Genomic DNA, 17,913 nt, shown 5'->3' with positions numbered 1-17,913 from the left:
TGTTTCCGCAACGGGGCACTCCCCCCAGAGGAAAGAACCCTCACCCGCCGCACTCTGCGAGTGCGCCGGCCTCTCCGGCAAGCGGGAGAGGCGGGAGCCCGCGGCCACCGTGCTCTGCAAAGCAACAGCCCCCGTCACGAAGCCGTGACGCTGCGTAACGACCGTCCCACCGCACGCGAACAGCCCTCGTGACCTCCCTCACGAGTGCCTCATGCTCGACCTGCTCTTTGCTCTCCTCGCCGGCATCCTCACCATCGCCGCGCCCTGCACACTGCCGATGTTGCCGATCCTGCTCGGTGCCTCGATCGGGCGCGCGGGGCATCTGCGACCCGCGATGATCGCGCTCGGCTTCGTCTTTTCCTTCTCGGTGGTCGCGCTGGCGCTCGGCGCGATCACGCGGGCCTTCGATTTCGATCCGAACGTGCTGCGCGAGGCGGCAGCGGTCCTGCTGCTCGGCTTCGGCCTGTTGATGCTGTGGCCGGCGCCGTTCGAATGGCTGTCGCTCCGGATCAACGGCTGGCTCGATCTCGGCAACATCGGCGCCACGCAGCGCGACGGCGCACTCGGTGGGCTGATCCTCGGCACCACCTTGGGACTGGTCTGGACGCCCTGCGCAGGGCCCGTGCTCGGCTCGATCCTGACGCTGGTGGCGACGTCGAAGAACGTTGCCTGGGCCGGCACGCTGCTGGTCGCCTATGCCATTGGCGCTGCGATCCCGATGCTGGGAATAGCCTATGGCGGACAGGCCGCGACCACGCGCGTACGCAGCCTGGCCCGGATCTCACCGCGGCTGCAGCAGGGCTTTGGCGTCGTCGTGATCGGCTTCGCGGTCGCCGCCTATTTTCAATACGACACGCTGATCGTGGCGTGGCTCACCGGCTTCTACCCCACCGGCCAGATCGGCCTGTGATCCCACCTCATCTTCACCGGAGGACGCTTTCCATGACTCTCAAGCTGCTCGCACTGTCTGCTGCACTGATCGGCATCACAGTGACCGGCGCCGTCATCCCCGGCATCTGCGACGAGGCCGCACGCGCCGCGCCTGTCGTCACCGCCGCCGCGAACCAGCTGGCCGCGCCCGACTTCACCGGCATCACCAACTGGTTCAACTCGAAGCCGCTTCATATCGCCGATCTCCGCGGCAAGGTCGTGCTGGTCAATTTCTGGACCTATGGCTGCGTCAACTGCGTCAACACGCTGCCGCATGTCACCGGCCTCTACGCCAAGTACCGGGATCGAGGCCTCGTCGTGGTCGGCGTGCACACGCCGGAATTCCCGTTCGAGCGCTCCGCCGCCAACGTGCAGGCCGCGCTGAAGCGCCATGGCATCACCTATCCGGTGGCGCAGGACAATGAGTCCAAGACCTGGAGCGCCTATCGCAATCAATATTGGCCGGCGCAATACATCGTCGACCAGAGCGGCAAGATCGTGTTCCAGCACGCGGGCGAAGGCAGCTATGACGAGATCGACCGCACGGTGGCCAAGCTGCTGAACGCGAGCAGCTGACGCCGCACGGTCATCGCGCGGCGGGCTTCAATTGTCGCCCTTGTTGCTTGACTCCACGGAGCCGTCCGTGGAGTTTCGCAACCGACGCAATCAGCCCCCGCAATGGACGCGACCACCAGCACCGACATCCGCCTTCGTGAAGGTTCCTCGATCGCGCAGCGGCTGGTCGTGGCCGGCTGTGCGGCTGCCGTTGCGCTCTGCTTCACGCCGGGTCTGTTCACGCAGGACCTCCTGGAAATCACGATATCGACGGTGGCGCTGCTGGTGGGAGCCGGATTCGTCGTCGGCATCATGATGGCGCCGGCGGTGGTGTGGATCATCACGCCGGACGAGATCCTGATCGGCCGGCAACGGCCGTTCGGAAAACTAAGGACGCGCCTCGTCGGGAAGGACGAGATCACGGCGCTGCAGGTCCCCGGCAGCAAGCGGGTGAAGGCCCGCTTCCAGCTCGTCTTCACCCTGGCCTCGGGCGAGCGGCTGACCTCGCCGCCGATTTCCGATGTCACCCATGTCCGCGACACCGTGGCGTGGATCGCAGCGCATTTCGACGTTCCCAATGTCGAGGCGCCGAGCAACCCGCTCGATGCCAGCAATCCCGAGATGCATCTCGGCGAGCCTCTCGAGGCGTTTCCTGCACGGGAGATCCGCATCGTCGCACTGATCGCGGTGGCTTTGTCCGCGGCCCCCTATGCCTACAAGCTGTGGCGCGGCCTCTCGCCGAGCCATGTCGATATCCTGCTGCTGCCGCTGGGTGCGATCGCGGCATTCACCATCTATCGCTATGCCAACCTTGCGACCGGCGCGTTCTGGGTCATTCGACCGAACGATATTCGCGTCGAGCGCCTGTGGGGCGACGGCAGCCTGCGCGCCGACCAAATCACCGGACCCGACGTCAAGTCGATCACGGTCGAGCGCCGCGGCCGCTCCGAGGACGAGCATTGCATCGTGGTGATCCGGCTGCATTCGGGGCGGCGGTTTCGCAGCCCCCGCATCGGCTCGCGCGTCGAAGCCCGCGCCGTGGCGACGGAGATCGTCCGGCGGCTCGGGATCCCGGCGGGGAGCAACAAGATCTGACTGGGGTGTGGAAGATTGGGCATGGAAGCTTCACATCGTCATGGCCGGGCTTGTCCCGCCTTCGCCTCGCCGAAGCGGCTTCGGCCGCGCAGGCGGGACAAGCCCGGGCATGACGGCATCTGTGAACGCGGCTTCGGGCACCTTCCCGGCGAGGATGTCGCAATCACTGCTTTTCGCGCCATCCCCTGTTCGTGGCATTGCGCCGAGCCCGTCAAAAAACCAAAGCATTCTCGTGACATGCCAGGACGGCGCGCCATCAACTTGCCATGAACTTGCCCCTCAGGTTTGATGGTTCCGAATGATTTGCGCTGTGTGGCAGCGGGGAGAGCTTGAATGACGGATTTTCGTCGCCTGACCGGGGTTTTCGTGGCTGCGATGGGACTGGCCCTGTCCACACCGCACGCCTTCGCCCAGCAGCCGGACCGCGGCGACGAGCCGGGCCTGATCGCCGATGACGGATACCAGCTCGAGCCGGAATGGCAGAAGCAGGTGGTCTACTTCCGCACCACCGAGCCGCCGGGCACGATCATCGTCTCGACGGCCGAGCGTCACCTCTATTTGGTGCAGCCCGGCGGGCGCGCCATCCGCTACGGCATCGGCGTCGGCCGCGACGGATTCCAGTGGCAGGGGCTGGTGACCATCACCAACAAGAAGGAGTGGCCGGACTGGACACCGCCGCCGGAGATGATCCAGCGCCAGCCCTATCTGCCGCGCTTCATGGCCGGCGGCCCGGGCAACCCGCTGGGGGCCCGCGCCATGTATCTCGGCACCACCGTCTACCGCATCCACGGCACCAACCGACCCGACACGATCGGCACCAAGGTGTCGTCCGGCTGCTTCCGCCTGGTCAACGCCGACGTCGCCGACCTCTACGATCGCGTCCCTGTCGGCACCAAGGTGGTCATCCGGCAGAAGCCCGAGCTCTAAGGTTCATGATCCCGGCATGATTGCTTCGGACGGCCGCAGCGTGCCTTGCGCCAACGCGGTCGTCCGGATCCGGATCATGCACTCCGTCCTCGCCTGATTCCTTTTCCCGATTTTTCGAGAGAGCAACATGATGCGCACTTTTCGTGGCGGCCTGCTGATCGGGGTCGCCATCGCCGTGCTGGTCGCCATCGGCGCGATCATTTACGAGTTTTACGACACCCGCACCCTGAGGCGCACGGTTCGCCGCGGCGAGGTGCTGTGCGGCGTCAACAAGGGCCTGCCGGGCTTCTCGATCCCCGACGACAAGGGCAACTGGACCGGCTTCGACGTCGATTTCTGCCGCGCGGTGGCCGCTGCGATCTTCAACGACCCCGGCAAGGCGAAGTTCGTTCCGCTCGACGCCAACGAGCGTTTCAAGGAGCTGCAGAGCCGCAAGGTGGACATCCTCTCGCGCAACACGACCTGGAGCATGGCGCGCGAGCTCGACTACGATTTGTATTTCCCGGCCGTGGCCTATTACGACGGCGTCGGCTTCATGGTGCCGCGCACGCGCAACAAGGAGACCTCGCTCGACCTGGCAGACAGCAAGGTCTGCGTGCAGAACGGAACCACGACGACACTCAACGTCGCCGATTACTTCCGCATCAACAACATGAAGTATGAAGAGGTGAAGTTCGATAACCTCAACGACGTGGTGAAGGCGTACGACACCGGCAAGTGCGACACGTTCTCCGCCGACGTTTCTCAGCTCTATGCTCTCAGGCTGAACCTGACGAAGCCCGGCGACCACATGATCCTGCCGGACATGATCTCCAAGGAGCCGCTCGCCCCCGTGGTGCGCCAGCGCGACGACGACTGGATGATGATCGTGAAGTGGACGCTTTACGCGATGATCAACGCCGAGGAGCTCGGCGTGACCTCGGAGAACATCGACGAGGCCTTGAAGTCGAAGAAGCCGGAGGTGATGCGCCTCGTCGGCACCGAAGGCCGCTACGGCGAGCAGCTCGGCCTCACCAAGGACTGGGCCGCGCGCATCATCCGCCACGTCGGCAATTACGGCGAGATGTACGATCGCAACATCGGCGAGAAGTCGAAGCTGAAGATCCCGCGCGGCATGAACCAGCTGTGGAACGCAGGCGGCGTGCAGTACGCACCGCCGATGCGGTAAGGGGTGCCTCCGGCGAACGTCGTAGGGTGGGTTAGCCTTGCAATTGCGCTAAGCGCAATTGCTCGGCGTAACCCACCATGCTTCCGCGTTTGCCGGACGAAGATGGTGGGTTACGCACTGCAGATGCGCTTCGCGCTTCTGCAGTGCTAACCCACCCTACGAGAGCATCTCAATAACCACGCGACCTGGCCAACTGCTCGGTGTGATAGTTCGCATCGCCGAACAACTCCTCGCAGACGCGGGCGCGCTTCATGAAGAAGCCGATGTCGAACTGGTCGGTCATGCCCATGCCGCCGTGCATCTGCACGCCTTCCTGCACCGCCCGCGTGGCGGTGGTGCCGGCGCGCGCCTTGGCGACGGCGACGGCGGGTGCGGCCTTGGCAAGGTCGGCATCGAGCGCCTGCAGCGCCTTCATGGTGGCGGCACGGGTGATCTCGATGTCGATGTAGAGCTCGGCGGCGCGATGCTGCAGCGCCTGGAATTCGCCGATGAGCTTGCCGAATTGCTTGCGGCTCTTCAGATACTCGACGGTGCGGCCAAACACCTCGTCGCTAAGGCCGACCATTTCGGCGGCGACCGCGCCGCGGCCGATGTCGAGCACGCCATCGAGCAGGCCGGCCGCCTGGTCGACCTCGCCGAGCACGCTGTCCGCATTGACCTCGACATTGGCGAATTCGATCCGCGCCGCATTGTGCGCATCGACCATGATGGTGCGCTCGATCGCAACGCCCTTGGCCTTGGGGTTGACCAGGAACAGCGTCAGGCCCTCGCGTTCGCCGGCAGAGCCCGCGGTGCGCGCGGCGACGATGAGGAGATCGGCGACATGACCGTCGATCACCAGCGCCTTGGCACCGGAGAGCTTGAAGCCGTTGCCGGCGCGCGCGGCCTTGAGGCTGGTCTGCAGCGGGCGATGCTTGGCGCCCTCGTCGATCGCGAGCGTCGCGAGCAGCGAGCCGTTCGCGATCTTCGACAGATATTCCGATTTCTGCGCGGCATTGCCGCCGCGGGTCAGCACTGATGCCGCCACCACTGACGTCGCGAGGAAGGGCGATGGCATCAAGGTGCGGCCAATCTCCTCCATGATAATTCCGGCTTCGGCGAAACCGAGACCGCTGCCACCGAACTCTTCCGGCACGAGCAAGCCGGCAAACCCCATCTCGGCGAAGGAATGCCAAAGATCCTTGGAGAAGCCGGTGGGGTCCTTGCTGTCGCGCAAGTGGCGCAGGTGCGACACCGGCGCCTTGTCGCTGATCAGCCCGCGCGCGGAGTCGCGGAGCATGGATTGTTCTTCGGTGAGGACGAGGGCCATGTGCGTGTTTCCGATTCGAAATCTCTGTTGTCTCGTCATTCCGGGATGCGCCGCAGGCGCAGGCCCGGAATCCATCGGGCGGCAGAGGGGGAGGATGAATGGATTCCGGGCTCGCGACTTCGTCGCGCCCCGGAATGACGGAAACCTCACGCCCCCGGCAGATCCAGGATGCGCTTGGCGACGATGCCGAGCATGACCTCGGACGTGCCGCCTTCGATCGAGTTGGCCTTGGTGCGCAGCCAGGCGCGCGGGCGGGCGCCCTGCCTGGAGCGCTCGCTCTCCCATTCCAGCGCATCGACGCCGCCCGCCGACATCAGGATCTCGTGGCGGCGCTTGTTGAGCTCGGTGCCGTAATATTTCATCGCCGAGGAGAACGCCGGATGCGCCTGCCCGGCCTTGGCGAGATCGACCGCGCGCTCGGCGCAGGCAGCGAGCGCGGCTTCATCGACGTCGAAGCGCGCGATCTTCCCGCGCAGCATGGCGTCGTCGAGCCTGCCCTGCCCATCGGTGCCGACGGAATCGGCCGCGATCTGGCCGAGCGGCCGGCCGACGCCGCGCTCGCCCATCCCCGAGATCATCGCGCGCTCGTGCTGGAGCAGATATTTCGCGACGTCCCAGCCGCGGTTGATGGTGCCGACGACATGCGACTTCGGCACGCGGACATTGTCGAAGAAGGTCTCGCAGAACGGCGAGTAGCCCGAGATCAGCAGGATCGGCTTGGTCGAGACGCCCTTGGAGGTCATGTCGAACAGGATGAAGCTGATGCCGTCATGCTTCTTCGCGGCCGGGTCGGTGCGGACCAGGCAGAAGATCCAGTCGGCGTAATTGGCGTAACTAGTCCATATCTTCTGGCCATTGATGATGAAGTCGTCGCCATCGCTCTCGGCGCGGGTCTGGAGCGAAGCGAGGTCGGAACCGGCGTTCGGCTCCGAATAGCCCTGGCACCAACGGATCTCGCCCGCGGCGATCTTCGGCAGATGCTCCTTCTTCTGGGCCTCGTTGCCGTACTTCAAGAGCGCCGGCCCGAGCATCCAGATGCCGAAGCTCGACAGCGGCGGCCGGGCGCCGATCCGCGCCATCTCGGCGCGCAGCACCTTGTGCTCGGCCGCGCTCAAGCCGCCACCGCCATATTCCCGCGGCCAATCCGGCACGGTCCAGCCCTTGTCGCGCATGCGCTCGAACCAGATGCGCTGCGGCTCGGACGAGAATTTCGCGTTGCGTCCGCCCCAGAACACGTCGGCATCGGACGTTGCGGGCTTGCGCATCTCCGGCGGGCAATTGGCCTCCAGCCAGGCGCGGGTCTCGTTGCGGAATGTTTCGAGATCGGCGAATTCAGAATCGCTGGTTTTGAGATCGGTCATTGGTCGTTTCCATCACCCAACATTCGAATTGTTGACAGCGAGTCTGGGCCAAGCCCCCGCGGAATTCAACCACTTATCATTTATAGTCGCGGCCACAGCGAGCCTTGAAAACAAAGAGGAAACGACAATGCGCCTAAAACTTCTTTCGCCTGGCGAAATGAACGAGAGCCAGCGGCAGACCTATGACGAGTCGATCGCCGGCAAGCGCGGCAAGCCGCCGCCTCCGATGATGGCTTGGCTCAATAGTCCCGAGATGGCCCGGCACGCCACGCGGCTCGGCGAGGTCATGCGCTTCGACACGATCTTCCCGGCCAAGCTGTCGGAGATCGCGATCCTGGTGACGGCGCGGCACTGGACCGCGCATTACGAATGGTACGCGCACAAGCGCCTCGCGCTCGCCGGCGGCATGAAGGGCGAGATCATCGATGCGATCCGCGACCGCCGCACCCCCGATTTCGACGATCCCATGGGGAAGATGATCTACGATCTCGCGAAGTCGCTGCACGAGGGCCACGGCGTCGAGAAAGGTCTCTACGACGAAGCGGTCAAGCTGCTCGGCGAGCGCGGCGTCGTCGAGGTCATCGGGCTGTGCGGCTACTACACGCTGGTGTCGATGACGCTGAACACGTTCGAGTTCGGCCTGCCCGAGGGCGAGGTGTCGGAGCTGGCTTAGTTTCCCATTCAGAAACGATGGGTTTCGAGTTTGGCCGTAGCACTGGCTCGAAGCGGGGCTTACGTGCATGTTTTCGAGGGAGCATTCACATGTCGCAAAGCCCCACCATTCCTGCCGGCACCAGGATCGGCCACGTCCACCTTAAGGTCGCCGATCTCGATCGTGCGCTCGGCTTCTATTGCGGCGTGCTCGGCTTCGAGCTGATGCAGCGGATGGGCTCGGGGGCGGCCTTCATCGCGGCCGGCGGCTATCACCACCACATCGGGCTCAACACTTGGGAGAGCAAGGGCGGCTCACCGCCGCCGCCTGATGCGACCGGGCTCTATCACACCGCGATCCTGTTTCCGACGCGCCCTGCGCTGGCGGATGCGCTGCATCGGGTGCTCACGGCCGGGATTGCGCTCGATGGCGCCAGCGACCATGGCGTCAGCGAGGCGCTTTACCTGCGTGATCCCGACCAGAACGGCGTGGAGCTGTATTGGGACAAGCCGCGGGAGCAATGGCCGTTCGGGCCTGACGGGAAGCTCGCGATGTTCACCAAGCGGCTGGATGTGGAAGCGTTGCTGAGGCAGCGGGAGGGCTGAGATGGGCATGGCGCGAGCAGCGCCTTTGCCCCATCTGCATGCGCCGAACGATCAGCGCCCGGCGTCCATGTCGCCCGCCTCGCGCTGGCCGCTGAGCCAGAGCGCTAGCAGGGTCCAGAACGCGCCGGACAACAGATACGCGCCTGAGGCAATGACGCCGAGATTGGTGGCGAGCAGCAGCGCGACCAGCGGAGCGAAGCCGGCACCGAACAGCCAGGCCATGTCGGACGTCAGCGCCGAGGCCGTATAGCGATAGGCCTGCCGGAAGTTCGAGGCGATCGCACCGGAGGATTGGCCGAAGGACAGGCCGAGCAGGATGAAGCCGATCACCATGTAGATGGTCTCGCCGAACGCGCCGGCGTCGAGCAGCTGCGGCGCGAAGCCGCTATAGACCGCGATCGCGATCGCCGATCCCATCAAGAGCGACTTGCGCCCGACGCGGTCGGCAATGATGCCGGACGCAACGATCGCCGCGACGCCGAACACGGCGGCGACGATCTCGATGATCAAAAAGCGCACCGGGCTTTCGTGGGTGAACAGGAACACCCAGGACAGCGGGAACACCGTGACCATGTGAAACAGCGCGAAGCTCGCCAGCGGCGCGAAGGCCCCTAGCATGATGGTCTGGCCTTCGCGCGCGACCGTCTCGGAGATCCGCGCCGGCTGGAGTTCGCGCGTCTCGAACAGGGTGGCGTATTCTTCCGTCGTCACCATACGCAGACGCGCGAACAGCGCGACGACATTGATGGCGAAGGCGACGAAGAACGGATAGCGCCAGCCCCAGTCGAAGAAGTCATCGGCCGAGAGGAGACCGGCGAAATAGGCGAACAGCGCGCTCGCCACGATCAGCCCGAGCGGGGCGCCGAGCTGAGGCACCATCGCGTACCAGCCGCGCTGCGAGGCCGGCGCATTCAGCGCCAGCAGCGAAGCCATGCCGTCCCAGGCGCCGCCCCAGGCCAGACCCTGCGCGATGCGCGCCAGCGCCAGCAGCCAGATCGCGGCGACGCCGATCTCCTGATAGCCGGGCAGGAACGCGAGCGCGACGGTGGCGGTGCCGAGCAGGAATAGCGCCGAGATCAGCTTGGCTGTCTTGCCGTATTCGCGGTCGATCGTCATGAAAATGACGGTGCCGACCGGCCGGGCCATGAAGGCCAGCGCGAAGACCATGAAGGAATAGAGGGTCCCGGTCAGCTCGCTCGCGAACGGAAAAACCAGGCGCGGAAACACGATCACCGAGGCGATCGCGAAGACGAAGAAGTCGAAGAATTCCGAGGTACGGCCGATGATGACGCCGATGGCGATCTCGCCGGGACTGGCCTGGTCGTGGCCGTGCTCGCCCGTGTGGAGGTTTGCCATTGCGGGGGTCTGTGCCGTCGCCATTCGTGCGCCCTTAACGTCCTGAAAACCAAAGCTGACCGCCCGGCGGGGAGCCAGGCAATCTGACCCTGTCTGGCGCAAGCTCCCGCACTGCAACATTGGACAAATTGTCCAATGTCCCCATTGTTGCGCCGCAGCTACCCCTTGGCCCCGCGAAGGAAACTCATTCTCATAAGGCTCGGCCCGTGTCTCGTCTCAAGATCCTGGCGCTACTACCTCTGGCTGCTGCGCTCAGCGGCTGCGACTATGTCGTGCTGGCGCCAGCCGGCGATATCGCAGCGCAACAGCGCGACCTCGTCATCATCTCCACCGTCCTGATGCTGCTGATCGTCGTGCCCGTGATGGCGCTGACGGTGCTGTTCGCCTGGCGCTACCGCCAGTCCAACACCGAGGCCCGCTACGAGCCGGACTGGGATCACTCGACCAAGCTCGAGCTGGTGATCTGGTCGGCGCCGCTTCTCATCATCATTTGCCTGGGCGCGCTGACCTGGATGGGCACGCATCTGCTCGATCCCTATCGCACCCTCGGCCGCATTCATGCCGAGCGCGCCGTGGACAAGTCCAAGGCCCCGCTCGAGGTCGACGTCGTCGCGCTCGACTGGAAGTGGCTCTTCATCTACCCGGACTACGGCATCGCCACCGTCAATGAGCTCGCAGCTCCGGTCGATCGCCCGATCACCTTCCGCATCACTGCGTCCTCGGTGATGAACTCGTTCTACATCCCCGCGCTCGCCGGCCAGATCTATGCGATGCCGGGCATGGAGACCAAGCTCCACGCCGTCGTCAACCACGCCGGCACCTACAAGGGTTTTTCGGCGAACTATAGCGGCGCCGGCTTCTCGGGCATGCACTTCAATTTCAAGGGCCTCGACGACCAGCGTTTTGACGCCTGGATCGCCCAAGCCAAGTCCGCTGGCGGCTCGCTCGGCCGCGCCGAATATCTCCAGCTGGAGAAGCCCAGCCAGAACGAGCCGGTGCGGCGCTGGGGCACCGTCGATGCCGATCTCTACCGCCTGATCCTCAACATGTGCGTCGAGACCGGCAAGATGTGCCAGAGCGAGATGATGGCGATCGACGGCAAGGGCGGCAACGGCCATCAGGGCCTGAACAACACGCTGCCACTGGCCTACGACAAATACGCCCGCCGTGGCACCGCGCTCGGACCCGAGCCGAGCTTCGTCGCCGGCACCTGCACGCCGGACGCGCCGCAGGGCAAGACTACCGCATCCATCACGGCCCCCATCGACACAGCGCCGCTTACCGGCGCCGGCCTGAAGCGGCCGTCGTTCACGCCGCTGAAGTCGTCGTCCTTCTTCCTCGGACAGCGTCCCAAGTCCGATTCCTGAAGTCAGATTCCTAATAGAGAACGCGCATGTCTCCTGACCTTCTCAAGCTCATCTTCGGCCGGCTCGGCTTCGAGTCGCTGCCGCTGCACGAGCCGATCGTCGTCGGCACCTTCGTGGTGGTCGCCCTCGGCGGCGCCGCGCTGCTCGGCGGCCTCACCTATTTCCGCCTCTGGGGCTATCTCTGGCGCGAATGGTTCACCACGGTGGACCACAAGCGCATCGGCATCATGTACATGATCCTCGGCATCGTGATGCTGCTGCGCGGCTTTGCCGACGCGCTGATGATGCGCGGCCAGCAGATGCTCGCGTTCAACGGCTCCGAAGGCTATCTCAACGCCCATCACTACGACCAGGTCTTCACCGCCCACGGCGTGATCATGATCTTCTTCGTGGCGATGCCGCTGGTCACGGGCCTGATGAACTACGTCGTGCCGCTGCAGATCGGCGCGCGCGACGTCTCGTTCCCGTTCCTGAACAATTTCAGCTTCTGGATGACCGTCGGCGGCGCGGTGCTGGTGATGGCCTCGCTGTTCATCGGCGAATTCGCCCGCACCGGCTGGCTGGCCTACCCGCCGCTGTCGAACATCGGCTACAGTCCCGACGTCGGCGTCGACTATTACATCTGGGCGCTGCAGGTCGCCGGCGTCGGAACGACATTGTCAGGCATCAACCTGATCTGCACCATCGTCAAGCTGCGCTGCCCCGGCATGACCATGATGAAGATGCCGGTGTTCACCTGGACCTCGCTCTGCACCAACGTGCTGATCGTCGCCTCCTTCCCGGTCCTGACCGTGGTGCTCGCGCTGCTGTCGCTCGACCGCTACGTCGGCACCAACTTCTTCACCAACGATTTCGGCGGCAGCCCGATGATGTACGTGAACCTGATCTGGATCTGGGGCCACCCCGAGGTCTACATCCTGGTTCTCCCGGCATTCGGCATCTTCTCCGAGGTCACCTCGACCTTCTCGGGCAAGCGGCTGTTCGGCTACACCTCGATGGTCTACGCCACTGTCGTCATTACCATCCTGTCCTACCTGGTCTGGCTGCACCACTTCTTCACGATGGGCTCGGGTGCCAGCGTCAACTCGTTCTTCGGCATCACCACGATGATCATCTCGATCCCGACGGGCGCGAAGATGTTCAACTGGCTGTTCACGATGTATCGCGGCCGTATCCGCTACGAGCTGCCGATGATGTGGACCATCGCCTTCATGCTGACCTTCGTGATCGGCGGCATGACCGGCGTGCTGCTCGCGGTGCCGCCGGCCGACTTCGTGCTGCACAACAGCCTGTTCCTGATCGCGCACTTCCACAACGTGATCATCGGCGGCGTTGTGTTCGGCGCGTTCGCCGGCATCAATTACTGGTTCCCGAAGGCGTTCGGCTTCAAGCTCGATCCGTTCTGGGGCAAGATGTCGTTCTGGTTCTGGGTCACCGGCTTCTACCTGGCCTTCATGCCGCTCTACGTGCTCGGCCTGATGGGCGTGACCCGCCGCCTGCGCGTGTTCGACGATCCGTCTTTGCAGATCTGGTTCGTCATCGCCGCGATCGGTGCCGTGTTCGTCTTCATCGGTATCCTCGCGATGCTGATGCAGTTCGCGGTCAGCCTGCTCAAGCGCGACCAGCTCAAGGACGTCACCGGCGATCCCTGGGATGGACGCACGCTGGAATGGGCGACCTCCTCGCCGCCGCCGGACTACAACTTCGCTTTCACCCCGGTCGTTCACGACAATGACGCCTGGTGGGACATGAAGCGGCGCGGCTATCAGCGTCCGCTCACCGGGTTCAAGCCGATCCACATGCCCAGCAGCACCGGCACCGGCATCATCCTCGCCGGCTTCGCCACCGCGATGGGCTTTGCCCTCGTCTGGTACATGTGGTGGCTCGCCGCTTTGAGCTTCATCGCGATGCTCGCCGTCGGGATCGGCCACACCTTCAACTATCACCGCGACTTCGACATTCCGGCTGACGACGTCATCCGGACCGAGGACGCGCGCACCAAGCTGCTCGCCGGAGCCAAGTAAATGACTGCCGCTGTTCATCCCTCGCAGACCGGCGAACCGGTCTTCTACCTCGCCGACGAGCATCCGCATCCGGAAGGCTGGAGCACCTCGCTCGGCTTCTGGATCTATCTGATGAGCGACTGTCTCATCTTTGCGATCCTGTTCGCCACCTACGGCGTGCTCGGCGGCAACTATGCCGCCGGCCCCGCGCCGAAGGACCTGTTCGACCTCACCCTGGTCGCGGTGAACACCTCGATGCTGCTGCTGTCGTCGATCACCTACGGCTTTGCGATGCTGACGATGCAGCAGAACAAGGTCGCGCAGACGCAAATCTGGCTCGCGATCACCGGCCTGTTCGGCCTCGCCTTCATCGGCATCGAGCTCTTCGAGTTCGCCCACATGATCCACGAGGGCGCCACGCCGCAGCGCAGCGCCTTCCTCTCCGCCTTCTTCACCCTGGTCGGCACCCACGGCCTGCACGTCACCTGCGGCCTGATCTGGCTGGTGACGCTGATGGTGCAGGTCGGAAAATTCGGCCTGATCGAGGCCAACCGCCGCCGCCTGATGTGCCTGTCGATGTTCTGGCACTTCCTCGACGTGGTCTGGATCGGCGTCTTCACCTTCGTCTATCTCCTGGGAGTTCTGCGATGAGCACCGATACCCACGCAGCCGGCGCGCACGACCACCACCACGAGGGCGGCCACGCCCACAGCACGTTCTCGGGCTACATGCTCGGCTTCGTGCTCTCGGTCGTGCTCACCGCGATCCCGTTCTGGCTGGTGATGAGCGGCGCGCTGCCGAGCAAGCAGATCACCGCGCTGGTGATCATGGCCTTCGCAATCGTGCAGATCGTCGTGCACATGGTCTATTTCCTGCACATGAACACGACGTCCGAGAACGGCTGGACCATGATGGCGCTGATCTTCACCATCGTGATGGTGGTGATCGCGCTGTCGGGGTCGCTGTGGGTGATGAGCCACCTCAACAGCAACATGATGCCGATGCACCAGATGAGCGGCATGAAGTGAGCAAAACCGGGACCGTGACGGGTGAGGACGGAGATGCGCGCAGCGAGGCTGCGCGGTCGCCGTCCTTGTGGCTCACGATCCTGTCGCTCATTGCTTTCGTGCTTCTGATCGCGCTTGGCGTCTGGCAGATCGAGCGCCGCGCCTGGAAGCTGGCGCTGATCGACCGGATCGAGCAGCGCGTCCACGCGCCGGCTCAGCCGATCCCCTCGCCCGCGGCGTGGTCCACCGTCAGCGCCGCAAGCGACGAATACAGGCACGTCAGCCTCAGCGGGCGCTTCCTGCATGAGAGCGAGACGCTGGTTCAGGCCGTCACCGAGGAAGGCCCCGGCTATTGGGTGCTGACGCCGCTTGCGCGCGACGACGGCATGCTGGTCCTGATCAATCGCGGCTTCGTGCCGTCCGAGCGCCGCGACGCATCGACGCGCCGGGACGGCAATCCGCAAGGTCGGGTCGAGATCACCGGCCTCCTGCGCATCACCGAGCCGAAGGGCGGCTTCTTGCGGACCAACGTGCCCCAGCACAACCGCTGGTACTCGCGGGACGTCGCCGCCATCGCGGCGGCGCGCGGTCTTCGCGAGGTCGCGCCCTTCTTCGTGGACGCCGACGCCGGATCACAAATCGCCGGCGGCCCAATCGGCGGATTGACCGTGATCCGCTTTCCCAATAACCACCTGATCTACGCGCTGACGTGGTTTGCCCTGGCTTTCATGCTGGCCGGCAGACTTTTCGTCATATTCGGCGGCGGGCTGTTCCGTCGCAAGCGCTTCGTCCACGACAAGGCCGGCGGCTCGGATGCCGACGCCCGCAGGACGGGATCAGATGCTGGAACGATCGTCGAGCCGACCTGACGACGGGAAAACGCTTTCCCAGACGCTTGGGCGTGACGGGCAAGCCGTCACGCTGCAATCGCAGGCCGACGCGCGCAGCGAGCTGATCGGCACCATGCCGACCGAGGACGAGACCAACCGCAAGAACATGGCGCTGCTGATCCAGCTGCGCTGGACCGCGGTGGTCGGCCAGATCGTGACCATCGGTGCCGTGCATTTCGGCCTCGGCATCCCCCTGCCGCTGGAGCGGATGGGCGCGGTGATCGGCGCGCTGGTGCTGCTCAACGTCTCCAGCCTGGTCTGGGTGCGCCATCGCGCTGCGATCACCAACAACGAGCTGTTGGTCGCCTTGATACTGGACGTCGCCGCGCTGACCGCGCAGCTCTATCTCTCCGGCGGCGCCACCAATCCCTTCACCTCGCTGTTCCTGCTCCAGGTGACGCTCGGTGCGGTGCTGCTCGATGCCCGCTCGACGTGGTCGCTGGTGGCGCTGACCTGCGCCAGCTTCGTCTGGCTGACATTGGCCTACCGGCCGCTCGATCTGCCGCCCAATCCGTTGAGCGAGACCTATACGCTCACCGTAACAGGCATGCTCCTGGGCTTCGTGCTCAACGCCGTGCTGCTCGTCGTGTTCGTCACCCGCATCAACAGGAATTTGCGCGAGCGCGACGCGCATCTGGCGGCGCTGCGCCAGCATGCCGCCGAACAGGACCATATCGTGCGCATGGGCCTGCTCGCCTCCGGTGCGGCGCATGAGCTCGGCACGCCGCTCGCCTCGCTCTCGGTAATCCTCAGCGACTGGCGCCGCATGCCCGATCTTGCCGCCGATCAGGAGCTTGCCGAGGACCTCGCGGAGATGGAAACCTCGTTGCAGCGCTGCAAGTCGATCGTGACAGGCATCTTGGTGTCGGCGGGCGAAGCGCGCGGCGAAGGCTCCTCGCCGACGACGGTGACGGCCTTCGTCACCGCGCTGGTCGACGAATGGCGCAATGCGCGCTCCGCCCGCACGCTCTACTTCGTCAACACCTTCGGCGAGGACGTCGCAATCGTCTCCGACGTCGCGCTGAAGCAGGTGATCTTCAACGTGCTCGACAACGCCTATGAGGTCTCGCGCGAGTGGGTCGAGCTCGTCGCCGAGCGCGAGGGCGACAATCTCGTGCTGTCGATCTCCGACCGCGGCCCGGGCTTTGCGCCGGAGATGCTGGCGCAGTTGGGGAAGCCCTACCAGTCGAGCAAGGGTCGCGCCGGCGGCGGGCTCGGCCTGTTCCTGGTGGTGAACGTCGTGCGCAAATTGGGGGGCACCGTGAGCGCCAAGAACCACAGGAAGCGCGGCGCCACGGTGCGCCTCACGCTGCCGCTCGCAACATTGGCGATCGGAGGGAATTTTGACGCCTGACCGTTCGCTGATCGTTGTCGAGGACGATGCGGGTTTTGCCCGCACGCTGAAGCGCTCGTTCGAGCGCCGCGGCTACGAGGTGGTACTCGCCGCCTCGATCGAGGAGGTGCGCCAGGTGCTGGAGGAACGCTCTTTCGGTCATGCCGTGGTCGACCTCAAGCTCGGCGGCGCCTCGGGCCTTGCCTGCGTCGAGCTCCTGCACACGCATGACCCGGACATGCTGATCGTGGTGCTGACCGGCTTTGCCAGCATCTCCACCGCGGTCGAGGCGATCAAGTTAGGGGCCTGCCACTATCTGGCAAAGCCGTCGAACACCGACGACATCGAGGCCGCCTTCCACAAGGCCGAAGGCAACGCCGAGGTCGCGCTCGATTCGCGGCCGACCTCGATCAAGACGTTGGAATGGGAACGCATCCACCAGACCTTGATCGAGACCGACTTCAACATCTCGGAAGCGGCCCGCCGGCTGGGCATGCACCGGCGGACGCTGGCGAGGAAGCTCGAGAAGCGCCCGGTGAAGTAGGAGCGCATCGAGGCTCCTCCTGCCTTCCTATTTGCCGAACTGCGCAATCAATTCGGTCAACGCGACGTGGCCGGTGCACGATCCCGTTCCCCGATGCGAGTCGCCGTCCTCCAGAGCGGTGGCGTAGAGGACCGCGGGATCGGCTTCGAGGCGAGCTCGCAGCGCTGCCAGCTTCGGCCAGCGGCTCCTCTCCGCGACCGCGTGGAAGTCGAGCCAGCGTGCGACGCCGACGAGCACGGCGTCGGCGAGGGTCGGCCGCTCCCCGAGCAGGAATTGTTGCGCTTCGATCATCGCTTCGAGCTTGTCATGACGCTCGATGACCCTTGCTGTACCAAAGGCGCGCAGGACCGACTTCGCGGCAGGCTCCATGGCTTCGGCTTCCAATGCGGCCCACAGCGGCGCGAAGGCGGCGGTGAAACCGGTATTCACGAACGCCATGAGCTGATGCATGCGATCGGCTTGCCGCGACAGCGGATCGAAGCTGATCCGCCGCTCGACGTCCCTGGCCTCTAACCAGGCCGCGATAGCCATCGTTTCCGTCAGCACCTCACCCCGCTCGGTGATGAAGACCGGCGTCTCGTGTCGCGGATTGATACGGGCGTATGACGGGCTTCGCATCTCGCCCATCATATCGACCCGACACAGCCGATATGGCTTACCCAGCCATTCGAGAGCAGCAACGAGCCCCATGGAGCTTCCCTTCGGGAAGCCGTAGAGTAGAATTGGGTCCATGATCCATTCTCCGTGATTTCTGATGATCACGCTGCGCAGCGGTGATGCGACCCTAGCCGCTCGCCGCATCAAGTAAATT

At 64.8% G+C, this 17,913-nt stretch carries 18 protein-coding genes; 14 read left to right on the top strand and 4 right to left on the bottom strand.

Features of this window, described 5'->3' with window-relative positions:
• Window positions 1–211 precede the first annotated feature (211 nt).
• The 5 genes from ACTEK7_RS15670 to ACTEK7_RS15650 all read left to right on the top strand — a co-directional run bounded on the left by ACTEK7_RS15670 (window position 212) and on the right by ACTEK7_RS15650 (window position 4,675).
• A complete protein-coding gene (locus ACTEK7_RS15670) occupies window positions 212–910 on the top strand; it encodes a cytochrome c biogenesis CcdA family protein (protein ID WP_225147476.1) in 699 nt (232 codons plus the stop codon).
• Between the two features lie 32 nt (window positions 911–942).
• On the top strand, window positions 943–1,506 hold the full coding sequence (locus ACTEK7_RS15665) for a thioredoxin family protein (protein WP_225147477.1): 564 nt from the start codon (window positions 943–945) through the stop codon (window positions 1,504–1,506).
• A gap of 102 nt (window positions 1,507–1,608) precedes the next feature.
• Entirely contained in the window at window positions 1,609–2,580 is a 972-nt protein-coding gene (locus ACTEK7_RS15660) for a hypothetical protein (RefSeq protein ID WP_225114905.1), read from the top strand.
• A gap of 333 nt (window positions 2,581–2,913) precedes the next feature.
• On the top strand, window positions 2,914–3,507 hold the full coding sequence (locus ACTEK7_RS15655; RefSeq protein ID WP_225134377.1) for a L,D-transpeptidase: 594 nt from the start codon (window positions 2,914–2,916) through the stop codon (window positions 3,505–3,507).
• Between the two features lie 130 nt (window positions 3,508–3,637).
• Window positions 3,638–4,675, top strand: coding sequence for an amino acid ABC transporter substrate-binding protein (locus ACTEK7_RS15650; RefSeq protein ID WP_036001959.1), 1,038 nt, complete (start codon window positions 3,638–3,640; stop codon window positions 4,673–4,675).
• A 169-nt stretch (window positions 4,676–4,844) separates the two neighbouring features.
• Here ACTEK7_RS15650 and ACTEK7_RS15645 read toward each other — a convergent pair whose 3' ends face one another.
• Together ACTEK7_RS15645 and ACTEK7_RS15640 are read right to left on the bottom strand one after the other, a co-directional pair.
• Window positions 4,845–5,984, bottom strand: a complete 1,140-nt coding sequence (locus tag ACTEK7_RS15645; RefSeq protein WP_225147478.1) for an acyl-CoA dehydrogenase family protein — start codon at window positions 5,982–5,984, stop codon at window positions 4,845–4,847.
• A 146-nt stretch (window positions 5,985–6,130) separates the two neighbouring features.
• The gene (locus tag ACTEK7_RS15640) at window positions 6,131–7,345 is read right to left on the bottom strand and encodes an acyl-CoA dehydrogenase family protein (RefSeq protein ID WP_225147479.1); all 1,215 of its coding nucleotides are present in this window, start codon (window positions 7,343–7,345) and stop codon (window positions 6,131–6,133) included.
• Between the two features lie 127 nt (window positions 7,346–7,472).
• Between ACTEK7_RS15640 and ACTEK7_RS15635 the strand changes: the two genes are divergently transcribed.
• Together ACTEK7_RS15635 and ACTEK7_RS15630 are read left to right on the top strand one after the other, a co-directional pair.
• A complete protein-coding gene (locus tag ACTEK7_RS15635) occupies window positions 7,473–8,018 on the top strand; it encodes a carboxymuconolactone decarboxylase family protein (RefSeq protein ID WP_036001930.1) in 546 nt (181 codons plus the stop codon).
• Between the two features lie 89 nt (window positions 8,019–8,107).
• Entirely contained in the window at window positions 8,108–8,602 is a 495-nt protein-coding gene (locus ACTEK7_RS15630; protein ID WP_109142145.1) for a VOC family protein, read from the top strand.
• 51 nt (window positions 8,603–8,653) lie between these two features.
• On the opposite strand, the gene ACTEK7_RS15625 is transcribed toward ACTEK7_RS15630, so the two are convergent.
• Window positions 8,654–9,982, bottom strand: a complete 1,329-nt coding sequence (locus tag ACTEK7_RS15625) for an MFS transporter (protein ID WP_225147480.1) — start codon at window positions 9,980–9,982, stop codon at window positions 8,654–8,656.
• Window positions 9,983–10,164: 182 nt separating this feature from the next.
• Between ACTEK7_RS15625 and cyoA the strand changes: the two genes are divergently transcribed.
• Genes cyoA through ACTEK7_RS15590 form a run of 7 tightly spaced genes read left to right on the top strand, consistent with a single transcriptional unit; the run spans window position 10,165 to window position 17,102 of the window.
• Window positions 10,165–11,325, top strand: coding sequence for a ubiquinol oxidase subunit II (gene cyoA, locus ACTEK7_RS15620; protein WP_225147481.1), 1,161 nt, complete (start codon window positions 10,165–10,167; stop codon window positions 11,323–11,325).
• 26 nt (window positions 11,326–11,351) lie between these two features.
• Window positions 11,352–13,349, top strand: a complete 1,998-nt coding sequence (gene cyoB / locus ACTEK7_RS15615) for a cytochrome o ubiquinol oxidase subunit I (RefSeq protein ID WP_225147482.1) — start codon at window positions 11,352–11,354, stop codon at window positions 13,347–13,349.
• Entirely contained in the window at window positions 13,350–13,979 is a 630-nt protein-coding gene (cyoC, locus tag ACTEK7_RS15610; protein WP_225147483.1) for a cytochrome o ubiquinol oxidase subunit III, read from the top strand.
• Window positions 13,976–14,356 (top strand): cytochrome o ubiquinol oxidase subunit IV, encoded by a 381-nt coding sequence (gene cyoD / locus ACTEK7_RS15605; RefSeq protein WP_036001948.1) that lies wholly within the window; start codon window positions 13,976–13,978, stop codon window positions 14,354–14,356. The genes cyoC and cyoD overlap by 4 nt, the downstream gene beginning before the upstream one ends.
• Entirely contained in the window at window positions 14,353–15,204 is an 852-nt protein-coding gene (locus ACTEK7_RS15600; protein ID WP_225147484.1) for an SURF1 family protein, read from the top strand. The genes cyoD and ACTEK7_RS15600 overlap by 4 nt, the downstream gene beginning before the upstream one ends.
• On the top strand, window positions 15,176–16,579 hold the full coding sequence (locus ACTEK7_RS15595) for an ATP-binding protein (RefSeq protein ID WP_225128415.1): 1,404 nt from the start codon (window positions 15,176–15,178) through the stop codon (window positions 16,577–16,579). The genes ACTEK7_RS15600 and ACTEK7_RS15595 overlap by 29 nt, the downstream gene beginning before the upstream one ends.
• Window positions 16,569–17,102, top strand: coding sequence for a response regulator transcription factor (locus ACTEK7_RS15590; protein WP_057028497.1), 534 nt, complete (start codon window positions 16,569–16,571; stop codon window positions 17,100–17,102). Before ACTEK7_RS15595 ends, ACTEK7_RS15590 begins: the two co-directional genes overlap by 11 nt.
• Before the next feature lie 27 nt (window positions 17,103–17,129).
• On the opposite strand, the gene ACTEK7_RS15585 is transcribed toward ACTEK7_RS15590, so the two are convergent.
• Window positions 17,130–17,834 (bottom strand): glutathione S-transferase family protein, encoded by a 705-nt coding sequence (locus tag ACTEK7_RS15585; protein WP_225147497.1) that lies wholly within the window; start codon window positions 17,832–17,834, stop codon window positions 17,130–17,132.
• Window positions 17,835–17,913 lie beyond the last annotated feature (79 nt).

The sequence above is a fragment of the Bradyrhizobium sp. JHI2711 genome (assembly GCF_056156565.1).
The sequence above is the reverse complement of the archived record's forward strand: the minus strand, read 5'-3'. Positions and strand labels throughout refer to the sequence as shown.